The following is a 17868-nucleotide window of genomic DNA, read 5'->3' as shown; positions in this document are numbered from 1 at the left end:
CTCAGGCAGACGACTACCGCAAGGACTTAGGGAGGATTGGCTGGGGAACCTGGATTCGAACCAAGATTAACGGAGTCAGAGTCCGTAGCGAAAGCCCGGTTTTCCGGGCCTTTCACCCCGCCATGTTGCATCCATGTTGCGTCGAAAGTCAGACCGCGAACAGTTTCGCCTCGGCGGCGGCCATCGCGTCCTGCTCGTCGGCGGCTGGGAACAGGTGGCCGTAGACGTCAAATGTGACCGTGATCGACGAGTGGCCCATGCGGCTCTGCACCGCCTTGGCGCCTAGCTCGAGGCCGCCGTCGACTTGCCGGTTGATGCACCATGAGGCGTACCAATGCCGCAGGGCATGGAAGCCGGAATACTTCGGCTTCATCACCGGCTGGCCCTGCTCGTCGACCTTGTGGCTGGCGACCACGACGCCGGCCGCCTCCCACGTAGGCCACAGCCCGCGCTGCAGCATGTTCTGGTGGAATTCGACGCCGCCCTCGGTGTTGGGGAACACCAAGTCCAGATCCCCCTTGGGGCACGCCAATTTCCATTCCTTGAGCGTGTTGACCACCAGCGGGGTGAGCGCCACGTCGCGATGGCCCGAGCCCGTCTTGGGCTCGCCGATATCGCGGTAGCGATCGGCTCGCTGGCTGACCGACAGTTGCTTCTTCACGAGATCGACGTCCGACCAGCGCAGGCCGCGCAGCTCCGACGCGCGCAGGCCAGTGAAAACGGCGGTGATCAGCAGCGGCCGATAGCGACCATCGGCGGCGCGAACGAAGGCGGCGATCTCTTCCATAGTCGGGATATCGATCCCGTACTTGAGCCGCTGTTTCTGGCGCGCTTCCTTGCTGGCCGACTTGGTCTTTTTCATCAGCCGCACCGGGTTCGCCATGGCGGCGCCATCCTCGATCGCGTTGGCGATCAGCGAGCCGAGGCTCACGGTCGCGCGCTTGATCATCGCCGCGGATCGGCCGCCCTCGGCCAGGTCGTCCTGCCATGCGCGGATCATCGGCACGGTCAGCTTGTTGAGCTTGGTGGCTCCGATGAATGGCACGATGTGAATGTCGAGATGCTGGCGGCGCTGGTCGATGGTCGTCCGCTCCAGCCCCTCTTTTTCGCCGGCCTTGATCCAGTTCGCGCCCGCCACCTTGACGGTGATGGTCTGGCCGTCGGCGACGTGGGTGCCCTGACCGACCTCGACGGTGGTCTTGGCAGCGAAGCTGTCGGCGTCCTTTTTCTTGGCGAACGACTTGTGGCGGCGCTTGCCGGCGGCGTCGACGTAATCAACGGCCCACGCCTCTTTTTCGATACCGCCGGTGGTGGTCCACTTCCGCTTACGAACGCTCATTGCAGACTCTCCTCACCATCCTTGGCATCGCCGGTAGGCTTGGCAACCGCCCAACCTAGGTGACGGAGGTACTGCGCCACGCGGTTGAGAGGACCGTCGAGGGCCGCAAGCATCTTGTTGGCGAGTTCTTCTGCGCGTTTCTCGCCGAGCACGTCGATGATGGTCATTTCTCGTTCGATCCGGTCAACGTCAGGAAGGGGGAAAAACGACAAATATGCCATCGCCTCCCATTCGGCGGCCTGTCGCTCTGCAGCATCTGTTGGCAGGCTCATCGCAGCCAGCAGGCGCCCAACCACGATTTCGGGGTTGCGTCCGCTCTCATTGGACGTGACCTCGCGTAGCCGCCGCAAGGCGTCAAAGCGCTCTTGTTGGGTGCGTCTCAACTCGGTGTGAAGCCACTGGTTGGCGTTATCCGTCACCCAGCGATAAGCATCCAGTCGGGCGATGATCTCGGCATTCATGGAACGCTTGTTGCCAGCCGCCCACTCTCGTATTTCGTCGCGCATGCCCCTGGGCAGCCGGAGGACAAACTTCTCCATGTCGGCTGCAGCTTCCTCGGGCTGCTCTTCCCGCGCCGACTTCGCCATCTCCGTTTTCCCCACTATCCGATTTCTGTGGTGGCACAATGCCATCCCATCGCTTGACCGCGATAGTGGCACTATGCCATATGATTTGCAACGGCTCCGATCGGAGGCGGGTTTTTCCCACTTATCTCTACCGCTTAGCGGTTGGGTATAGCGGTGACAAATCGGCCCTTACCATTTTCGAAGTCGGACAAAACAGGTACATAAGGCGTACCAAACTGGATCGCGATCAACGCGGCCAGGTCCAAGGGAAAAGCGTACCACCGACAGCAGTTCGGGGGCGTCCTTGATCGAGCGGGTAGCGCCGGACGGATGGAGAGACAGTGGTCAAGAATGACAGAAAGGTCATTTAAACCTTGAACTCGAAAATCTCTGAACCTCTGGACTTGGTGTGGGGAGCATCCGCAATAGCGGCGGTGCTCAACCTCAAATCCCGACGCAAAGTCTTCTATATGCTCGAGACCGGCAAGATCCCCGGAATGAAGGTCGGCCGCGAGTGGGTCGCCTCCCGGGAGGCCCTGCGCAAGCATTTTGAAAGCCTCAGCGATGAGGCCGCTGCGTAATGACCTTGAAATCGTCGGGGACGTCCAAGCTCTTGTCGAAGTCCGGCAAGAGGAAGCGAGCGGCTGCCGATAGCGATACCGGCATCCTCAGAAAAACACCACAATGGCGGTGGAACCACGCCAACATGGACGCCCGGCGCGCCCATGGTGTCGTCCGCACGGCCATCCGGAATGGCACGCTGAAACGCGAGCCGTGCCGCGTCTGTGGCAGCCTGCGAACCGACTTTCACCACCCCTTCCATGACTACCGCCGCCCGCTGGTCGGTCTCTTCTTGTGCCGAAAGCACCACAAGGAGGCCGAGGCCGCCGAGCGCGAACAGCCAGGGCCGAAATGACCAGCAAGCTCATCGCCACCTTGAAGAAGAACAGCATCGAGCAGTTGCATGTCAGCATCGACCATTACGCCGGCCATGAGATCGTCAACCAGCGCGTCTGGTTCAAATCCGGCGAGGAATGGCGGCCCGGCAAGCAGGGATTGGCCGTTCGTGTCGAGCAGCTTCCCGAACTGATTGAGGCCCTGCAGAGGGCAGCGCGGGAGGCTGGAGTATGAAGGCTGTCTTTCGCGGGGATCGGAGCGGCAAGGCCAAGGGCAAACAGTCCTTCGTCATGCTGACCCATCAGGTGTTCCACAGCCCTGCCTATCGGCACATCGACTGTCATGGCAAGGCGCTCTACGTCGAGCTGCGATCTCGGTATAACGGCCACAATAACGGGCGGATCGCGTTCTCCGCCCGCGACGCGGGTGATGCGCTGAACATCAGCAAGTCTGCCGCCAATCGGGCCTTCCTGCAGTTGGTCGATCACCTGCTCATTGAGCGCCAGGGCGGCGGCACCCTGCTCGGTCGGCTGGCGAACGAGTGGGCGCTCACTGAGGTGAGAAACGACGTCACGAACGAGCCGCCCTCCAAAGCCTTTCTTCAATGGCGACCGACAACGCCGCCGGCGAGGCGCTCGAAAAAACAGAAGCCCGTCCCGCCGGTGGGAAGCAACGTCCCACTCGTGGGACACAACGGTAACGGGCTACCGCAAACACTGGATTTGCGTCCCTCTTGTGGGACGCAAGAGCTGGAAATGGCCGAAACCCCGTCCCACGGGCGGGACACATATAGATATCTACCAGTCCACAGCGATAGCGCGCCCTCGCGCAGCGCCTCCACACAGCAAGCAAGCGAGGGGGCGCGGGCCAGCAGCACGAATCCATCGGATGAGGGCTTGCGGCCTCTCGCCGACGCGCTTGCCGGTTTGAGGGCGGGGTTCGAGCGGCGGGGAAAGGCGTGACTATGTCCGACCTCGTGCTCTTTCCTCAATCGCGCAGGCTAGGTCGAGCTCGGCACGTCGCAATGATCTGGCTTCGTCGCCGGACAGTCCGCGAGCGCGACATCTACTGGCGCCGCATCGTTGCCGACGAGGAACGCATCCTTCGCCGCCTGGGCTTCGCCGACGCCATCGTCGAGCGCGCCCTCGGGGATCTAGCCGCTGCCGTAAATCACGAAATCGGGCTCGTCGAGGCAGGTTCGCCCCGCCGGGCAGACGTCACCCCTGACAATCCTCCCGGAGCAGCCTGATGAACTATAGAGCCGCCAATCGCAAGAACGCCAACCATGTCTTCCGGGACACAAAACCGAAGGGCGACCAACAGCGGCAGACGGTCCTGCTGGTCATAACCGCGTGGAAGGTCGACATTGATCACGTGACACGTGATATCGAGCGCCTGTCGGTGCTGATGGGGCCAGAAGCCAGCGTCAAGCGCGCCATGCACGCGAACCGGATGATATCGTTCGTGGTCATTACCACCGACACTTCGGCAAAACTAAAGGCGCACCTCGCCGACGCAGCTTTGCAGATGGGCCTGATCGAGAGCCTGTGGGTCATGCCCGCAAGCGACGCTATCGCCAGCCTTCACCCCTTAGACGCCCTCGATCACCACGTGCAGGCCGCATGGCAGCAGGTCCACGACCACAATAATCCGCCTAGACGCCCGTCGAAAACCGAGATCATCCAAAGGCATGTGCGACCAGGCGGCGACCTCGCAGCGGCAGTGCGCGCCGGCATGCAGAGGAAGTTCCCGAGTTGAACACCTTCCCCGGCATTGTCTTTACCAGCGCCCCCGGCGGCTATCGGCTGAAACTGACAGCCCGTGCCGATCTGGCCCGGGATCGACTTCGCCTTCCGCGGAATTCCGCGGATGTGGCAGTGATCGAGACCGCAAGCCGAGAAATGGCTCAGCGTCTCCGCCGAGTGCTGGAACAGGTCTTTTGCCCGTCCGGCGGCGCTGGCCTGTTTCCCAGCATCACCGCCGTAGACGATGCTGTCGGTCGGTGCCGCAGAATGGGGTTCACCAGCCATAGAGCAGGCGAAGAACCCAAGCAAAGGCGCCCCGTGGTCGGATGGCGTCAGCCGATAATCGAGCGGCGCCGCGTTCCCGATCCGAGCATGACGCGGGCCACGCTGTTGCACGAATTGGAGCAGAACCCCGACGCCCGCTGGGCCGGCTACCAGCGCGCGGACATTTCCATGCGCGAGTTGATCGGCGGGCTGGCCGGCGTGAGGAGGCGGACCGAGGTGCAGACGCAGGCCGCAGCCGAATTCCGCAACCTGGCGGAGCGCGCGCAGCTCGGCGCGGGCAAGGCGACCGACTATAGCGACGTGCGGGTCGACGTCAGCGCCCATGCCGGCAACCCCGTGGCCGATATCGGACAGGAGGCGCGCGAGAAGTACGGCCGGGCGCGCAAGCGGCTTGGGGATCTAGCTTCGCTGGCCGAACGCATCATCGTCGACGGAGACTCGATATCGGAGACTGCCGAACGGCTGGGCCTCGGGAAGGGCGGCGCGGCGCGCGACAAGATCACTCGCGCCGCGCTGAAGGCTACCGACGTCCTCGCGGCCGAGTTCGGGTTCGTTGCCAAGGGCAAGCCGGGTAACGGCATCACGCAATGGACCGATGGCAGCCAGCAGATGTTTACGGCAAATGGCACTGCCACGGTCATCTCGACGCGGCGCCATGCCATCCCGTGAGCGGTAATTATTCTCTTGGCGGTATCGGCGCCAACCGAGCGATGCGCGCCGGTTGGACGTAGATCGTAAATACGATCTGTTCGACAACATCCATAAGCACCTCCAGGTCTGCTGCTGGAGGTGTGTAACCGCGATGCATCGCGGCGTGGCCCAGTTCCAGCACCGAACTTTGAAGTACTTCCCGTTGGCCCGCGCCCAAATAGCCCGCGTCGAAGAATGCCCTCACGTTCGCCGCGAAGGAGCGATGGTCGCCAACCTTGTCGATCATAATGTGCTCGACGAGCGCTCGTATTCCCAGTGCAGCGAGTTTGGGGAGAGAATTTTGAAGCGCCACGTAGATCTCCTCGAGCGTAGTGCGAATGGGATGCTCTCCCAGCCAAAACGGCCCATCGAAGCCGCCAAGCCAATCCGGCCGACGACGGGCGTACGCAGGAGGTAGAAATTCGACCCTAACTATTGGATCACCGTCCCCATCGGTATCCTCGGAGAACGTGCTATCGTGCCTGAAATGTATAGTTCCGCACCCGGCACACTGCAGGACGTAGTATCTGTCCCAGCCCCCGATATATCGCCCAGCATCGACCTCTTCGTCCCAGCTAGTCTCGTGTTGGTTCAACACGATGTGCGATCGGACGCCGCCGCAGCGGTTGCAGTGCGACTCCGAGGGGAGTTTCCCATGAGTTCGTGGCGGTTGTCGTAGTGGCACCATGCTCGGCCTCCAGCCTCAAAAGTGAACCACGTCGGAAGCAATCGTATCGACAAAGCGGAGGTGGTCTGTGCCTTGTACGGTCGCATCGAGTGAGACAATGCCATGCACATCAAGCTGACGGTACTGTGCCGCTACAAACCGTTTCGCAACGGCCGGGATATCCGCCTCGGCGATCTCGCCTTCCAGCACAGCGAGGATGATGCTCTGGATCGCATCCATCCTAATGTCGCGCGGCACGTGCGCAGGCACCGCCGTCTTGGCCGCTGCGAATAGCGCGTTCTTGCCCAGGGCGACCTCTAGGGCTTCGCCAATGACCGCGAGTGTCGGAGACCTCCGGCGCGCCTTGACCCGAATTAGGTACTGACGCTGGTAATCACGCCGCTTCTCAGGGTGTGCCAGCCACCAGCGTTTGATGATGGCTTCGGCTTTCCCGGGATTCCTCTCACGCCAACGCCGGCACGTCTCCGTGTTGGCCTCCGGATGCGCTTCGTCGTACTTGCGCCGGCTCTCGCGAACGCGGTCGGGGTGTCGCTCGCGATAACGCTTCGCCGCAAGACGTCGCCGTACCTTGTCGGCCGCGATCTTGTCTTCTTCGACCATCGAGGTATTTCCTCTGGTCAATCAACCAGTCGGCTGCCTGCCATCCAGCAGTTGCACAAATCGGCGTCCGCGCGAGGTGATGTGAGTTTTATCTGGTCCGGCCATCACGTAGCGCTTGTCCCAAAGCACTTTGAATGCCTCGTAATCCACCGCACACGGGCCGCTCGCATCTATCCGGCGCAACTCAGCCAATGCGGCTTCGGGTAGGTCGTTCTCCATACCGATCTTTATACGCCGAGTCGCGCCGCGACCGTCGCCGATCACACACGTTGGCGAACATCGACCAGCCCGTCACCCTCGCATGCGGGGCACGATGTGCTGCCGACATATCCACTGCCCTGACAGACTGAGCATGGGCCCCAATCGTCGTTGCTCAACCGGGAGCCATAGACGCCCCGGCATCGCGTGCCGTCATAGAACTGGCTGCAGCGCTCGTTGATCATGGCGACGCTATGTTGGTGGTGCCCACAGACCTCGCAGACGGCTACTGGCTGACGCATAACCTGCTCCCATTGTTCAAATCGCGTTGACAAATCAGGCAGCATAGGACACAAATCAGGTGTGGTCGCGTTGCTCGACCGGACAAAAGCCCCTGCCCTAACCGGCGGGCTTTTGCATTTCAGGACAAAGGCGGCCAATGCGGCGGCCATTCGTGCTGATTGTCGGCAAGCACATCGACCACACCGTCCCATCCCGGCGTCAGGCCAATGTCCCGTTCCACCAACGCTAGCGCCTCTCTGATGGGCATAGCCTGGCTCCAGTAGGTCAGGTGGGGCATGTGTAGCTGGACGCTCTTGGCACCGTCCCTGCCCACCACCAGTCGTAGCAAGGGTCGAGTGTCGCCGTTGTCCTCGCCGTCCGCCATCCAGCGCAGCGCATAGTTCTTCATGGTAGTAGCTCCAAACCACCCGATGCGGGCGACATCGGCAAGACTTGCCAAATCAGGCAGAGACTGGCACAAAGTAGCTATTGTGGCGCTTAGCGCCTACAAGGCCGTCACACTGCCCTCGCTCCAGCGGGGGCTTTTCTATTTCAGCCCGACAAGTTCGCGATCATAGGAACCTGATCCGGCCCCGCAGCCCCCTTGGCAGCTTCCAAAGCATCGAACAACACGGGCTGATCGTCATCACCGGCGAGTTGCATCGCCGTTCCGCTGATCCGAAAGCGGCCGCAGACCGGGCAATCGTATTCCACGAAGTCGCCGGTAGATGGCACTCGGGTGTCCGGTGCGCCCGAGATTGGGCATGCGTTAGTGATCTTCATCCTCTTCATCCCCGTCGATGGGATCGTACATCCGATAGATCCAGGTCTCGTCTTCAACCTCATCGTAGACCTTGGCTCGTAGAGTTCCTGGGTAGCCGTAATCTTCACAGCAGAGGTCATCGCTGCCGGTCACCTGCTTTCCTGCTTCCACGGGGTCGTCGGCCTCGGTCCTCACTTGGGTGATAGGCAATCCGGTTGGGGTTACGACCTCAACAACGAAGGCTTTCATGGCATGCTCGTCAATCGGTGTGTGCGTTAGCCGGGTCTGAGGACTGAACCCAGGTCGCAAAGCCCGGTTCCGATGCTCGAGCGCTAACATGGATTCAGCCGGAGAATCCGATGCCGATCAAGCCGCCCAACCAGCGTGGTACTGCTCGCAAGGCAATTGTCCGCCGCGGCGGACAAACCACCAGCGAGCGCGGTTATGGCTGGCTCTGGCAGCAATTGCGCCGGCGTGTGCTCGCGGAGGAGCCGCTGTGCCGCATGTGCTGGGAAGGCGGTGGCCTCGTCGTGCCGGCCCAGGAAATCGACCACATCGACGGGAACAGCCACAACAACGAGCGCGACAACCTGCGCCCGCTGTGCACCGCCTGCCACCTGCAGCGCACGGCTCGTGATCAGGCCTTCGGCAACGTTATGTGGCGGCCCGACTGGCTCAAGCCCTCGACCATCCCTCTGGTCATAGTCTGTGGCCCACCAGCCAGCGGCAAGAGCCACTACGTGCACCTGCACCGAAGCGTCAGGGACCTCGTCATAGATCTCGACGTGATCGCTGCCGGCATGGCAGCCAGCACGCTGCACGGGTGGGATCGGGGCATGTACCTGCGGCCCGCCATCCGCAAGCGCAACGAGATGCTTGGCGACATCGGGCGAGACACCGCGCGCTGGCCAGCCGCCTGGCTGATCGTCAGTGAGGCGAAGGCAGAACATAGGCAATGGTGGGCAGACACCCTCGAGCCTGACCGCATCGTGGTGATGGAGACATCGCCTGAGCTGTGCAGACAACGCGTGGTCGAGGATCCGCTGCGCCCGAGGGACAGGACGCAAGAGGCCATCACGCGCTGGTGGCAAGACTACAGCCGGCGAAGGGGCGACGTGATCGTCACAACCACATCCGCAGGAGCGGGCTAGGCCGCGGGCAAATCAGTCGTTTCGGGCTGCGAATGTCGCGGGCGGGTATGCTTCGACCAGCGCGGCCTTGAGCGGGCCAGGCTTCATATACTTCAATAGGCGAAATTGGGTCAGAAGCTCGCCGAAATCCTTTGAGACTGGAGAGAGCCCGTTCAACGCAGCGAGGACTAGCTCGTCGCTATTGAGCTGACTACGTAGCAGGTTTCCGTATTGAGTTTTTTCCTGCGGCGTCAAAACGCGGTCTCGGCGTAATCGATCGAGCATCGTGTACATGACCCGGAAGTAGGGCGCCAAGCCGGTCTCGGCCTGCTGAAAAATGTGTTCCTGATACCATGTCTTCAAAGCGTCGACTGCTGTAGCCTGTGACGCTCGGTCGTCAATGGTAATCTCGTCCTGCAAACTTTCTACCGCCAAAGCGAAGGCGGCCAGTGATGCTGCCGGCGGGGTCGTTATCAACCGATCATCGTATTTGTACCTGACCCCCTCACGGAGTTCTCTCATCAGCTTGAGCAGCTCGAAGAAGGAGGACTCGAATCTATGGCGATGGTTCTCCTCGGTCGCCTGCTTCAACTCCCTGCGCTGATGGGAAAGCGTCAGCACAATAGCCACGAAGGCCGCTCCGCTGAACATGGCGTTGAGGGCACCGAACGTGTCACCCCAAGGTCCCGGCTCGATATTGCTCTGTGACAAGAAGGCGGCCAATTCGGTTCCCCAGAGCGCGACTGCCAACCACAGGCCAACGGCCGCTATGGCGACCGACGTCACAAGTATCCACCGCATGTTCTCTCCCCCATGGCTGAAGCTAAGGGGTGGGCGGCTCAAAAGTCCAGAGCGACCCGTCTCCTGACCGGCGGGCCAAGCAAAAATATGCGCGTGCACTTTAAGGTCCGCGTCCAGGAAAAACTCACATGCAACGTGGTCCCAAGGCCCAGTTGCCTTCTGAGAAGAAGGCGAAGGGCACGTATCAGCCTGTGCGTGATGGCGGTCGGGTCGAAGTCATCGAACCGATGTCGACGCCGCAGCAGCCCGACTGGCTGACAGCCGAGGCGCAGGAAGTCTGGCTCGACGATGTCGGCCGGGTTCGCCTTGCCACCGAGGCGGATAGCAGCTTGTTCTCGAACTACTGCTCGCTGCAGGGCGCCATTGTCACCGCGATCCGCAAAGGCGAGACTCCGCCGATCGCAGCCTTCACCGAGGTGCGCAAGATGCAGGAAGTCCTCGGCATTGGTGGTGCTCGCAGCCGCGTCGGCGTGAAGCCGGAGAGCGGCAAAACCGGTAACGTGTTCGGCCGGAATGGCGCTCAGAACCGGTAGCGATACCGGACACGCGCGAGACTACGTCGCCATCGCCGAGCGGTATGCCCGGGATGTGGTCGCCGGCAGGATCGTGGCGTGCAAGTGGGTCAAGCTCGCATGCAGGCGACACCTTCGGGACCTGAAGCGCCCGAGGAAGTGGGGGTACTACTTCGACGTCTGGCACGGCAACGACGTCTGCGACTTCATCGAGAAGCTGCCGCACTGGGAAGGCCGGTGGAAGACCGAGACGATCTTCCTCGAGCCGCCGCAGATTTTCATTCTCACCACCATCTTCGGGTGGCGGCGCGTCGAAGACGGCGGGCGCCGCTTCTCGGTCGTCTACATCGAGATGGCGCGCAAGGGCGCCAAGTCGACGTTGACGGCCGGGGTGTCGCTCTACTGCCTCTGCTGCGAGGACGAGCCGGGCGCGCAGGTCATCATCGGCGCCACGACCAACGCGCAGGCGCAGAAGGTGTTCATGCCGGCGCAGCGCATGGTGCGCCAGACGCAGGACCTGCAGGATGCCTTCGGCCTGACGGCCTGGTCGAAGTCGATCACGTGCTCGGTGAACGCCGGGTACATCCAGACCATTAACTCTAAAGGCTCGACGCAGGACGGTCATAACCCGCACCTCGGCGTGCTCGACGAGTTGCACGCTCATCGGGATCGGTCGCTGTTCGATGTCATCGCGTCGGCGCGTGGCGCGCGATCGAACCGGCTGCTGTGGATCATCACTACCGCGGGCTTTGACACCAACGGCGTCTGCTACGAGCAGCGGACCTACCTGACCAAGATCCTCGAGGAAGTGTTCGAGGCCGAACACTACTTCGGCGTCATCTTCACGCTCGACGAGGAAGAGCTCGACGATAAGGGCAAGGTCGTCCGGCCGGCCGATGACCCGTTCGATGAGAAGGTCTGGATCAAGGCCAACCCGATGCTGGGCGTGACGCCGAGCCTCAAGGACATGCGCGAAGGCGCGGCCGAGGCAAAGGCGTCGCCGGCTAGCGAGGGAAACTTCAAGACCAAGAACCTCAACATCTGGCTGAACGGCGTGTCGCGATGGTTGCCGATGGCGAAGTGGAACCAGTGCGCCGACCCGTCGCTCGACTGGTCGGACTTCGAAGGGCTTGATTGCTGGGTCGGCGGCGACTTGGCGGACAAGGACGACATCACGGCGCTGGTGCTGGCGGCATTCGACGCCAAGGGCCGGCTGATCTTCAAGCCGAAGTTCTATCTGCCCGAGGCGGTGCTCGATGACCCGAAGCACGCCCAGGGCAAGGGGCCGGCTCCATACCGCACCTGGCACAAGCAAGGCCATCTGCAGCTGACGCCCGGCGACTGGGTCGACCATGGCGTCGTCGAAGACCAGGTCGTCGAATGGATCGAGCGGTTCGGCGTGCGGCGCTGCACCTTCGACCAGTTCGCCGCAGCGCAGGCCATGGCCAGCCGGCTCAACGAAGATCACAGCGACGGGTCGAAGCCCATCGCGGAAATTCTGCACAAGAAGGCCGCGTCGGTCACCGATCCGGCCAAGGAGCTCGAGGCGCGCGTGAAGAGCGGCCCCGATCGGCTCCGGCACGACGGCAACCCGGTGATGAACTGGATGGCCTCCAATGTCGTCGTCAGCCGCCGGCGCGACGAAACCATCCTGCCGATCAAGGAGTCGGAGATGAGCCCGAACAAGATTGACGGCATCGACGGGCTGATCAACGCCATCGCACCTGCCGTCGCCGCCGCTGCCGAGGTCACCCACGATCTAGGCGACTATCTCGCCGGCATGAGGCACATGGCATGAATCCTCTGAGCTGGCTTTGGGGCTGGGCGTCCAACCCGAAACTGTCCGGTCGCGATGACAAGGAGACTATGGCGGCCTATGCGAACCGGGCATCGCTGCGGCCATCAATCGACCAGACGCTGTCATTGTCGACCGCCTGGGCGTGCATCCGCCTGCTGTCGGAAACCTCCGGCACCCTGCCGCTGCCGCTCTATCGCCGCATCGACCAGAACTCGCGGGTCGTGGCCGATAGCCATCCGCTGTACGGCCTGCTCCATGACAGCCCCAATGGCTGGCAAACGGCGGCGGAATACTGGGAAGGGGTGGTCGCGTCGGTCTGCGGCTGGGGAAATTCCTACTCCGAGCAGAAGTTCATCGGCGATCGGCTGGTGGCCCTGGAGCCGTTGCCGCCGATCACTGGTGTCACCCGCGATGACAATGGGCAGTTGCGCTATCGCGGCACCGACAGGGGCAAGCGCTTCGACCTGCCGGCCGCCAAGGTGTTTCACGTCCGCGGGTTCGGCTTTGGCGGCGACGTGGGCCTGTCCCCGGTGCGGTACGGCTGGCAGACCCTGCGGGGGGCGATCGCTGCCGAGGATGCCGCGGTGCAGTTCATGGAAGGCGGCCTGCAGGTTGCCGGCTTCGCCAAGGAAGGGCCAACCACCAAGTCTAGCAGCGAGCAACGCAAGGAGCTGATGGACCTGTTCGCGGCCTTCATGGGCTCGAAAGCGAGCGGCAAGGTGATGCCGTTGCCGAATGGCTGGGACTATCAGCAGCTCACCATGAACCCCGAGGACGCGCAGCTGATCGAGGCGCGTGGCTTCTCGGTGGAGCAGGTCTGCCGCATCTATCGTGTGCCGCCCTTCATGGTCGGCCATACACAGAACTCGACCAGCTGGGGCACCGGCCTCGAGCAGCAGAACATCGGCTTCCTGACCTATTCGCTGCGCCCCTACCTGGTGCGCATCGAGCAGGCCGTGAAGAAGCAGCTGCTGAAGCCGGCCGACCGACTGAACCACTATGCCGAGTTCGTGCTCGAGGGCCTGCTGCGGGCCGACAGCTCCGGCCGTGCGGCCCTGTACGCCTCAGGCGGCCAGAATGGCTGGATGACCCGCGATGAGATGCGGCGCCGCGAGAACCTGCCGCCGATGCCTGGCGGCGACGTCCTCACGGTGCAGTCCAATCTCGTGCCTCTCGATCAGCTCGGCTCCGGGGCCGCTACACCCGGCGAGCAGGTGCGCTCGGCGTTTTCTGCGTGGCTCGGCCTCGAGGATCTCGCGGCTTCCATCAAGCAACTGGCGGATGCCTCGCGCCGCCCCGGATCGGAGAACGATCAATGAAAATGAAGCACGCCATGATGGCGGTCCGCGACTTCGACCTCGAGGTGAAGGATGTCGGCGACGACGGCAAGTTCTCGGGTTACGGCTCGGTGTTCGGCGTCGTCGACAGCTACCAGGAGGTTGTCGCCAAGGGCGCCTTCAAGGAAAGCCTGCGCGAGATCAAGGCCAAGGGCCGGCCGGTCCCTGTGCTGTGGCAGCACCGCTCCGACAACCCGATCGGCGTGTGGGACAAGCTGGGCGAGGACGACCGCGGTCTTTACGGCGAGGGGCACCTCCTCGCCGATGCTGTATCGCAGGCCAAGGAAGCGCACGCGCTGCTGAAGGCCGGTGCCGTCTCAGGCCTTTCGATCGGCTACTGGGTGCGCAACTCGTCCTATGACGAAAAGACCGGTATCCGGACGCTGACCAAGCTCGACCTGGTCGAGATCAGCCTTGTCACTTTCCCCGCCAACGACGCCGCGCGCGTCGATGCGGTCAAGATGAAGCTGGCCCATGGCACGCTTCCCACTCTTCCCGAGTTCGAGGGCATCCTGCGTGAGGCAGGGTTCTCGAAATCGCAGGCCGCGGTGATCGCCAACCGCGGCTTGAAGCATCTGCTCGATCGGAGCGAGTCCGAGGGCGCCGGCGATGTGGAGGCCACAAAGGGGCTCATCGAGCACCTCGGCCAGTTCAAACTCCCCTCGCTCTGAAGGAGCATCAAATGAAGAAGTTTCTGATCCTCGGCCTCGCGGCCGTGGCGATGCACGCGACTGCCCATGAGTTCGGCCGCAAGAATGGCGGTGGCGGCGGCGACGACATCGACATGAAGACCCTCGCCGCCAACCTCAAGACGGCGACTGACGAAGTGAAGAGCTTCGCCGAGAAGGCCCAGACCGAGATGAAGAACCTCGGCAAGGTGACCGAGGACACCAAGAAGTCGGCCGACGAAGCCCTGATCAAGCACAATGAACTGTCGGCTCGCATGACCGAGCTCGAGCAGAAGATGGTGCAGCCCAAGGGCGAGCCGGAAGGCCGCAAGAGCATCGGCCAGATGGTGGTCGAGCACGAGGATCTGAAGGCGTTCCTCAAGTCCGGCGGCAAGGGTCGTGTCAGCATCCCGGTGAAGGCCATCATCTCCGCGCTGACCACCGATGCCAACGGTTCGGCCGGCGACCTGATCGTGCCGCAGCGTCTCCCCGGCATCATCGCGCCGCCGCAGCGCCGGCTGACCATGCGCAGCCTGATCATGCCCGGCCAGACTTCCTCCAACGCGATCCAGTACGTGAAGGAAACTGGCTTCACGAACAGCGCCGCGACGGTGTCGGAAACTTCCGGCCCCACCAAGCCGCAGTCCGAGATCAAGTTCGACCTCGTGACTGCTGCGGTGAGCACGATCGCTCACTTCGTTCTGGCCACGAAGCAGATCCTCGACGATGTGCCGCAGTTGCAGTCCTATATCGACGGCCGCCTGCGTTATGGCCTCGCCTATGTCGAGGACAACCAGATCCTGAACGGGTCGGGCACCGGCACCGATCTGAACGGCATCTACACTCAGGCGACTGCCTTCTCGGCGCCTATCACCATCCCGGCGCCGGTGACCAAGATCGACGTGATCCGCCTGGCCATGCTGCAGGCGTTCCTCGCCGAGCTGCCGCCCGATGGTATCGTCATGAACCCGATCGACTGGGCGACCATCGAACTGGTCAAGGATACGACCGGTCGGCACATCATCGGCAACCCGCAGGACGGCACCGAGCCGCGCCTGTGGCGCCTGCCGGTCGTGGAGACCCCGGCCATGACCGCCGACAAGTACCTGGTGGGCGCCTTCTCTACTGGCGCTCAGCTGTTCGATCGCGAGGAAGCCAACGTCGAGATCTCGACCGAGGACAGCGACAACTTCCGCAAGAACCTCGTGACGATCCGCGCGGAAGAGCGCGTCGCGCTCGCGGACTATCGCCCGGAGGCGTTCATCAAGGGCGACTTCTCGGACAGCATCACGGCCGCCACCGCAGCCTAATCGGTCGGCTGATCATGAGCGGCAGCGCTTCGGTGCTGCCGTTCCCATGAGCCGAAGGAGAACGCAGATGAAGCTCTATGCCATCGACCAGGTCAGCATCTCGTCGGTTAGCCCCGACACCATCAAGCCCGGTACCGAGTTCGCGGTGTCGGACTCGCTCGGGAACGATCTGCTGAAGAAGGTTCCGCACCTCGTTTCCAAGGATCCTCCGAAGCCAAAGGCCGATCCGGTGCCGCCCAATAAGGCCGCGCCGCCTCCGCCGAACAAGTCGCAGGCGGATGCCGAGGCCAAGGCGAAGGCGGAAGCCGAGGCCAAAGCGAAGGCGGATGCCGAGGCCAAGGCGAAGGCGGATGCCGAGGCCAAGGCGAAGGACGCAAAGTAAATGTCGGTTGTCGTCGTCACGCCGCCACAGCCGTTCGTTTCCTACGAGCAGGCCAAGGCCCAGATTCGCGGCGACGACGATGCCGAGCGCGATCTGATCGAGTCCTACATCCTCGCGGCCATCCAATGGCTCGACGGCCCTACCGGTTGGTTGGGCCGGTCCCTAGGCGAACAGACGCTCGAGCTCTCCGGCTGCGCCTTGACCAACCGCATTCTGCCCTTTGGGCCGATCATCGCGGTCGAAAGCGTCATGTACACCAACCCGGTAGGCGTGGAAGTCACCATGCCCGCCGAGGATTACCGTCTACTGCCCGATGGCACGCTCTATGCTACGGCCTGGCCGGCGGTAGGAACTGACCCGTACGGCGTTCGTGTCCGGTATCGCGCGGGCTATGCCGACCAGGTCACCCCGGCGGAAGGCGAGCAGCCAGAAGTGCGCGTCTCGACCGTGCCGGCGCCGATCAAGCAGGCGGTATTGCTGCTCGTGGGCCATTGGTTCCGCAACCGGGAGACAGTGGTGACCGGGACCATTGCCACGTCCCTTCCGTTCGCGGTCGACGCGCTTCTCTCGCCTTACAGGCGGTGGGCCTGATGTCGCTCGCCGGCGGGGAGAGGAACCGCAAGATCACGTTGCAGGGTCGCAGTTTGTCCTACGACGCGCACAACCAGCCGATCGATGGCTTCGCCGATATCGACTCGCCAGTGTGGGCGTCCTGGCGGCGTGCTAGCGCCGGCGAGCGGCTCGCTTCCGGGCAGGTGACCGCGCAGTTCACCGACGTGTTCGAAATCCTCTGGTCCGCTGGGGCCAGTGCACTTGATCCCACCGGCCGCGTGATCTTCAAAGGTCGTCTGTATGACGTGATCGAGGTGACCGAAATCGGCTATCGCGAGGGTCTGCTGATCCGCGCGGCTGCCAAGGCCGAGACGACGCCGTGAGGGGCAGAAACGTGAGCGTCTCGGTGTCGGGGCTCAGGGAGCTCGATGCCAACCTGGCGCAGCTGAGCAAGGCCACGGCACGCAACGTATTGCGCCGGGTGCTGACCAAGGCTGGGCAACCGATCGCAGATGCTGCGGCGGCGCTGGCACCGGACGACCCGGCGACGAGCGAGCCGGACCTGAAGTCGTCGATGCTGGTCACCAGCCGGCTGAAGAACGAAGTCGGTAAGTCCGAGTTCGCCGCGGTGATGCAGGCCGGTGGCACCAAGGCCGAGGCGGTGCAGGCGATGCGCGATGCCCGTCGGGCGGCCAATGGCGAGGGGAGTTTTGCCGAGGTGTATGTCGGGCCGAGCGCCGACATCTTCTATGCCCACCTGCAGGAATTCGGCACGGCGCACCATGGCCCTCAGCCGTTCCTGCGCCCGGCCTTTGACCAGGAGGGCGGCAAGGCGCTCGAGATCATCAAGTCCGAGCTCGGCAGCGAGATCGACAAGGCCGTGCAGCGCATGCAGCGCCGGGCGGCGAAAAAGGCGGGGAAGTAGATGCAGCTGGTGCTCGCCAATCTTTGCCTGGCCTACGCGCCGCTGTCGGGGCTGATCGTCAACCGCATGCATTGGGACGAGCTGCCGCAGGGGCTTGGCAATCCGTCCATTGTCATGCACCTGATCTCGAGCGTCGGCGGCTACACCTATCAGGGCCGTGACGGTCTCGAGCGGTCTCGCGTGCAGTTCGATTGCCGGGGGCGAAGCGCATCCGAGGCGCGTGCCGTGGCTGACGCGCTCGATGCGCGGCTCGATGGCTTCAAGGGACAGTTCGATGGCGTGCTGTTTCAGGGGGCGTTTCGTGAAGCCCGGCAGACCCGTTCCGACAAGGACGGGGCGGACGCCTGGTTCACCGCCCGCACCGACTACCTGATCTGGTGGGCCTCGGCCTAACCGCAAA

At 63.0% G+C, this 17868-nt stretch carries 27 protein-coding genes; 18 read left to right on the top strand and 9 right to left on the bottom strand.

What is annotated here, in order from left to right:
- Window positions 1–148 precede the first annotated feature (148 nt).
- Together AC3A6I_RS06215 and AC3A6I_RS06210 are read right to left on the bottom strand one after the other, a co-directional pair.
- Entirely contained in the window at window positions 149–1339 is a 1191-nt protein-coding gene (locus AC3A6I_RS06215) for a tyrosine-type recombinase/integrase (protein ID WP_487542635.1), read from the bottom strand.
- Entirely contained in the window at window positions 1336–1926 is a 591-nt protein-coding gene (locus AC3A6I_RS06210; RefSeq protein ID WP_487542633.1) for an Arc family DNA-binding protein, read from the bottom strand. The genes AC3A6I_RS06215 and AC3A6I_RS06210 overlap by 4 nt, the downstream gene beginning before the upstream one ends.
- Before the next feature lie 353 nt (window positions 1927–2279).
- Between AC3A6I_RS06210 and AC3A6I_RS06205 the strand changes: the two genes are divergently transcribed.
- From AC3A6I_RS06205 to AC3A6I_RS06175, 7 genes are read left to right on the top strand one after another with little or no spacing between them, the layout of a single operon-like run.
- Window positions 2280–2486, top strand: a complete 207-nt coding sequence (locus AC3A6I_RS06205) for a DNA-binding protein (RefSeq protein ID WP_487542631.1) — start codon at window positions 2280–2282, stop codon at window positions 2484–2486.
- A complete protein-coding gene (locus AC3A6I_RS06200) occupies window positions 2486–2821 on the top strand; it encodes a hypothetical protein (RefSeq protein ID WP_487542629.1) in 336 nt (111 codons plus the stop codon). The genes AC3A6I_RS06205 and AC3A6I_RS06200 overlap by 1 nt, the downstream gene beginning before the upstream one ends.
- Entirely contained in the window at window positions 2818–3036 is a 219-nt protein-coding gene (locus AC3A6I_RS06195) for a transcriptional coactivator p15/PC4 family protein (protein WP_487542627.1), read from the top strand. The genes AC3A6I_RS06200 and AC3A6I_RS06195 overlap by 4 nt, the downstream gene beginning before the upstream one ends.
- Entirely contained in the window at window positions 3033–3764 is a 732-nt protein-coding gene (locus AC3A6I_RS06190; RefSeq protein WP_487542625.1) for a hypothetical protein, read from the top strand. Before AC3A6I_RS06195 ends, AC3A6I_RS06190 begins: the two co-directional genes overlap by 4 nt.
- Window positions 3765–3766: 2 nt before the next feature.
- Window positions 3767–4051: a DUF6074 family protein gene (locus AC3A6I_RS06185; RefSeq protein WP_487542624.1), complete on the top strand. Its 285-nt coding sequence runs from the start codon at window positions 3767–3769 to the stop codon at window positions 4049–4051.
- The gene (locus tag AC3A6I_RS06180) at window positions 4051–4560 is read left to right on the top strand and encodes a hypothetical protein (protein WP_487542622.1); all 510 of its coding nucleotides are present in this window, start codon (window positions 4051–4053) and stop codon (window positions 4558–4560) included. The genes AC3A6I_RS06185 and AC3A6I_RS06180 overlap by 1 nt, the downstream gene beginning before the upstream one ends.
- The gene (locus AC3A6I_RS06175) at window positions 4557–5501 is read left to right on the top strand and encodes a hypothetical protein (RefSeq protein ID WP_487542620.1); all 945 of its coding nucleotides are present in this window, start codon (window positions 4557–4559) and stop codon (window positions 5499–5501) included. The genes AC3A6I_RS06180 and AC3A6I_RS06175 overlap by 4 nt, the downstream gene beginning before the upstream one ends.
- A 7-nt stretch (window positions 5502–5508) precedes the next feature.
- On the opposite strand, the gene AC3A6I_RS06170 is transcribed toward AC3A6I_RS06175, so the two are convergent.
- The 6 genes from AC3A6I_RS06170 to AC3A6I_RS06145 all read right to left on the bottom strand — a co-directional run bounded on the left by AC3A6I_RS06170 (window position 5509) and on the right by AC3A6I_RS06145 (window position 8302).
- Window positions 5509–5835, bottom strand: a complete 327-nt coding sequence (locus tag AC3A6I_RS06170; RefSeq protein WP_487542618.1) for a DUF4145 domain-containing protein — start codon at window positions 5833–5835, stop codon at window positions 5509–5511.
- Window positions 5836–6225: 390 nt separating this feature from the next.
- A complete protein-coding gene (locus AC3A6I_RS06165; RefSeq protein ID WP_487542616.1) occupies window positions 6226–6810 on the bottom strand; it encodes a hypothetical protein in 585 nt (194 codons plus the stop codon).
- Between the two features lie 21 nt (window positions 6811–6831).
- Entirely contained in the window at window positions 6832–7029 is a 198-nt protein-coding gene (locus AC3A6I_RS06160; protein WP_487542615.1) for a hypothetical protein, read from the bottom strand.
- Window positions 7030–7429: 400 nt separating this feature from the next.
- A complete protein-coding gene (locus tag AC3A6I_RS06155; protein WP_487542613.1) occupies window positions 7430–7699 on the bottom strand; it encodes a hypothetical protein in 270 nt (89 codons plus the stop codon).
- A gap of 143 nt (window positions 7700–7842) precedes the next feature.
- Window positions 7843–8073 (bottom strand): hypothetical protein, encoded by a 231-nt coding sequence (locus AC3A6I_RS06150; protein ID WP_487542611.1) that lies wholly within the window; start codon window positions 8071–8073, stop codon window positions 7843–7845.
- A complete protein-coding gene (locus AC3A6I_RS06145; RefSeq protein WP_487542610.1) occupies window positions 8060–8302 on the bottom strand; it encodes a hypothetical protein in 243 nt (80 codons plus the stop codon). Before AC3A6I_RS06145 ends, AC3A6I_RS06150 begins: the two co-directional genes overlap by 14 nt.
- A 110-nt stretch (window positions 8303–8412) precedes the next feature.
- On the opposite strand from AC3A6I_RS06145, the gene AC3A6I_RS06140 reads away from it, so the two are divergent.
- Window positions 8413–9204, top strand: a complete 792-nt coding sequence (locus AC3A6I_RS06140) for an AAA family ATPase (protein WP_487542608.1) — start codon at window positions 8413–8415, stop codon at window positions 9202–9204.
- 12 nt (window positions 9205–9216) lie between these two features.
- Here the strand turns inward: AC3A6I_RS06140 and AC3A6I_RS06135 are convergent, their stop codons facing one another.
- Complete coding sequence (locus AC3A6I_RS06135) at window positions 9217–9906, bottom strand: putative phage abortive infection protein (protein ID WP_487542606.1); 690 nt, start codon at window positions 9904–9906, stop codon at window positions 9217–9219.
- Window positions 9907–10112: 206 nt separating this feature from the next.
- Here AC3A6I_RS06135 and AC3A6I_RS06130 point away from each other — a divergent pair, with 206 nt between their 5' ends.
- The 10 genes from AC3A6I_RS06130 to gp17 all read left to right on the top strand — a co-directional run bounded on the left by AC3A6I_RS06130 (window position 10113) and on the right by gp17 (window position 17861).
- Window positions 10113–10517 (top strand): hypothetical protein, encoded by a 405-nt coding sequence (locus AC3A6I_RS06130; protein WP_487542604.1) that lies wholly within the window; start codon window positions 10113–10115, stop codon window positions 10515–10517.
- Window positions 10498–12294, top strand: coding sequence for a terminase large subunit (locus AC3A6I_RS06125; protein WP_487542602.1), 1797 nt, complete (start codon window positions 10498–10500; stop codon window positions 12292–12294). The genes AC3A6I_RS06130 and AC3A6I_RS06125 overlap by 20 nt, the downstream gene beginning before the upstream one ends.
- A complete protein-coding gene (locus AC3A6I_RS06120; RefSeq protein ID WP_487542600.1) occupies window positions 12291–13613 on the top strand; it encodes a phage portal protein in 1323 nt (440 codons plus the stop codon). The genes AC3A6I_RS06125 and AC3A6I_RS06120 overlap by 4 nt, the downstream gene beginning before the upstream one ends.
- Window positions 13610–14302 carry an HK97 family phage prohead protease gene (locus tag AC3A6I_RS06115; RefSeq protein ID WP_487542598.1) on the top strand — a complete coding sequence of 231 codons (693 nt, stop codon included), beginning with the start codon at window positions 13610–13612 and terminating at the stop codon, window positions 14300–14302. The genes AC3A6I_RS06120 and AC3A6I_RS06115 overlap by 4 nt, the downstream gene beginning before the upstream one ends.
- An 11-nt stretch (window positions 14303–14313) precedes the next feature.
- Complete coding sequence (locus tag AC3A6I_RS06110) at window positions 14314–15609, top strand: phage major capsid protein (RefSeq protein WP_487542597.1); 1296 nt, start codon at window positions 14314–14316, stop codon at window positions 15607–15609.
- Window positions 15610–15676: 67 nt separating this feature from the next.
- A complete protein-coding gene (locus AC3A6I_RS06105; protein WP_487542595.1) occupies window positions 15677–15991 on the top strand; it encodes a hypothetical protein in 315 nt (104 codons plus the stop codon).
- A complete protein-coding gene (locus AC3A6I_RS06100) occupies window positions 15992–16582 on the top strand; it encodes a head-tail connector protein (RefSeq protein WP_487542593.1) in 591 nt (196 codons plus the stop codon).
- The gene (locus tag AC3A6I_RS06095) at window positions 16582–16926 is read left to right on the top strand and encodes a head-tail adaptor protein (protein WP_487542591.1); all 345 of its coding nucleotides are present in this window, start codon (window positions 16582–16584) and stop codon (window positions 16924–16926) included. The genes AC3A6I_RS06100 and AC3A6I_RS06095 overlap by 1 nt, the downstream gene beginning before the upstream one ends.
- A complete protein-coding gene (locus tag AC3A6I_RS06090; RefSeq protein WP_487542589.1) occupies window positions 16923–17468 on the top strand; it encodes an HK97-gp10 family putative phage morphogenesis protein in 546 nt (181 codons plus the stop codon). The genes AC3A6I_RS06095 and AC3A6I_RS06090 overlap by 4 nt, the downstream gene beginning before the upstream one ends.
- Window positions 17469–17861 (top strand): tail completion protein gp17, encoded by a 393-nt coding sequence (gene gp17 / locus AC3A6I_RS06085; RefSeq protein ID WP_487542587.1) that lies wholly within the window; start codon window positions 17469–17471, stop codon window positions 17859–17861. It begins immediately after the preceding gene.
- Window positions 17862–17868 lie beyond the last annotated feature (7 nt).

The organism is Devosia sp. Soil_C_22 (genome assembly GCF_057657195.1).
The sequence above is the reverse complement of the archived record's forward strand: the minus strand, read 5'-3'. Positions and strand labels throughout refer to the sequence as shown.

What these genes read in the sequence shown, in the direction of transcription:
- AC3A6I_RS06215 (WP_487542635.1), bottom strand. Translation starts at nt 1,339, where the DNA reads ATGAGCGTTCGTAAGCGGAAGTGGACCACCACCGGCGGTATCGAAAAA.
- AC3A6I_RS06210 (WP_487542633.1), bottom strand. Translation starts at nt 1,926, where the DNA reads ATGGCGAAGTCGGCGCGGGAAGAGCAGCCCGAGGAAGCTGCAGCCGAC.
- AC3A6I_RS06200 (WP_487542629.1), top strand. Translation starts at nt 2,486, where the DNA reads ATGACCTTGAAATCGTCGGGGACGTCCAAGCTCTTGTCGAAGTCCGGC.
- AC3A6I_RS06195 (WP_487542627.1), top strand. Translation starts at nt 2,818, where the DNA reads ATGACCAGCAAGCTCATCGCCACCTTGAAGAAGAACAGCATCGAGCAG.
- AC3A6I_RS06190 (WP_487542625.1), top strand. Translation starts at nt 3,033, where the DNA reads ATGAAGGCTGTCTTTCGCGGGGATCGGAGCGGCAAGGCCAAGGGCAAA.
- AC3A6I_RS06185 (WP_487542624.1), top strand. Translation starts at nt 3,767, where the DNA reads ATGTCCGACCTCGTGCTCTTTCCTCAATCGCGCAGGCTAGGTCGAGCT.
- AC3A6I_RS06180 (WP_487542622.1), top strand. Translation starts at nt 4,051, where the DNA reads ATGAACTATAGAGCCGCCAATCGCAAGAACGCCAACCATGTCTTCCGG.
- AC3A6I_RS06165 (WP_487542616.1), bottom strand. Translation starts at nt 6,810, where the DNA reads ATGGTCGAAGAAGACAAGATCGCGGCCGACAAGGTACGGCGACGTCTT.
- AC3A6I_RS06160 (WP_487542615.1), bottom strand. Translation starts at nt 7,029, where the DNA reads ATGGAGAACGACCTACCCGAAGCCGCATTGGCTGAGTTGCGCCGGATA.
- AC3A6I_RS06155 (WP_487542613.1), bottom strand. Translation starts at nt 7,699, where the DNA reads ATGAAGAACTATGCGCTGCGCTGGATGGCGGACGGCGAGGACAACGGC.
- AC3A6I_RS06150 (WP_487542611.1), bottom strand. Translation starts at nt 8,073, where the DNA reads ATGAAGATCACTAACGCATGCCCAATCTCGGGCGCACCGGACACCCGA.
- AC3A6I_RS06145 (WP_487542610.1), bottom strand. Translation starts at nt 8,302, where the DNA reads ATGAAAGCCTTCGTTGTTGAGGTCGTAACCCCAACCGGATTGCCTATC.
- AC3A6I_RS06140 (WP_487542608.1), top strand. Translation starts at nt 8,413, where the DNA reads ATGCCGATCAAGCCGCCCAACCAGCGTGGTACTGCTCGCAAGGCAATT.
- AC3A6I_RS06130 (WP_487542604.1), top strand. Translation starts at nt 10,113, where the DNA reads ATGCAACGTGGTCCCAAGGCCCAGTTGCCTTCTGAGAAGAAGGCGAAG.
- AC3A6I_RS06125 (WP_487542602.1), top strand. Translation starts at nt 10,498, where the DNA reads ATGGCGCTCAGAACCGGTAGCGATACCGGACACGCGCGAGACTACGTC.
- AC3A6I_RS06120 (WP_487542600.1), top strand. Translation starts at nt 12,291, where the DNA reads ATGAATCCTCTGAGCTGGCTTTGGGGCTGGGCGTCCAACCCGAAACTG.
- AC3A6I_RS06115 (WP_487542598.1), top strand. Translation starts at nt 13,610, where the DNA reads ATGAAAATGAAGCACGCCATGATGGCGGTCCGCGACTTCGACCTCGAG.
- AC3A6I_RS06110 (WP_487542597.1), top strand. Translation starts at nt 14,314, where the DNA reads ATGAAGAAGTTTCTGATCCTCGGCCTCGCGGCCGTGGCGATGCACGCG.
- AC3A6I_RS06105 (WP_487542595.1), top strand. Translation starts at nt 15,677, where the DNA reads ATGAAGCTCTATGCCATCGACCAGGTCAGCATCTCGTCGGTTAGCCCC.
- AC3A6I_RS06100 (WP_487542593.1), top strand. Translation starts at nt 15,992, where the DNA reads ATGTCGGTTGTCGTCGTCACGCCGCCACAGCCGTTCGTTTCCTACGAG.
- AC3A6I_RS06095 (WP_487542591.1), top strand. Translation starts at nt 16,582, where the DNA reads ATGTCGCTCGCCGGCGGGGAGAGGAACCGCAAGATCACGTTGCAGGGT.
- gp17 (WP_487542587.1), top strand. Translation starts at nt 17,469, where the DNA reads ATGCAGCTGGTGCTCGCCAATCTTTGCCTGGCCTACGCGCCGCTGTCG.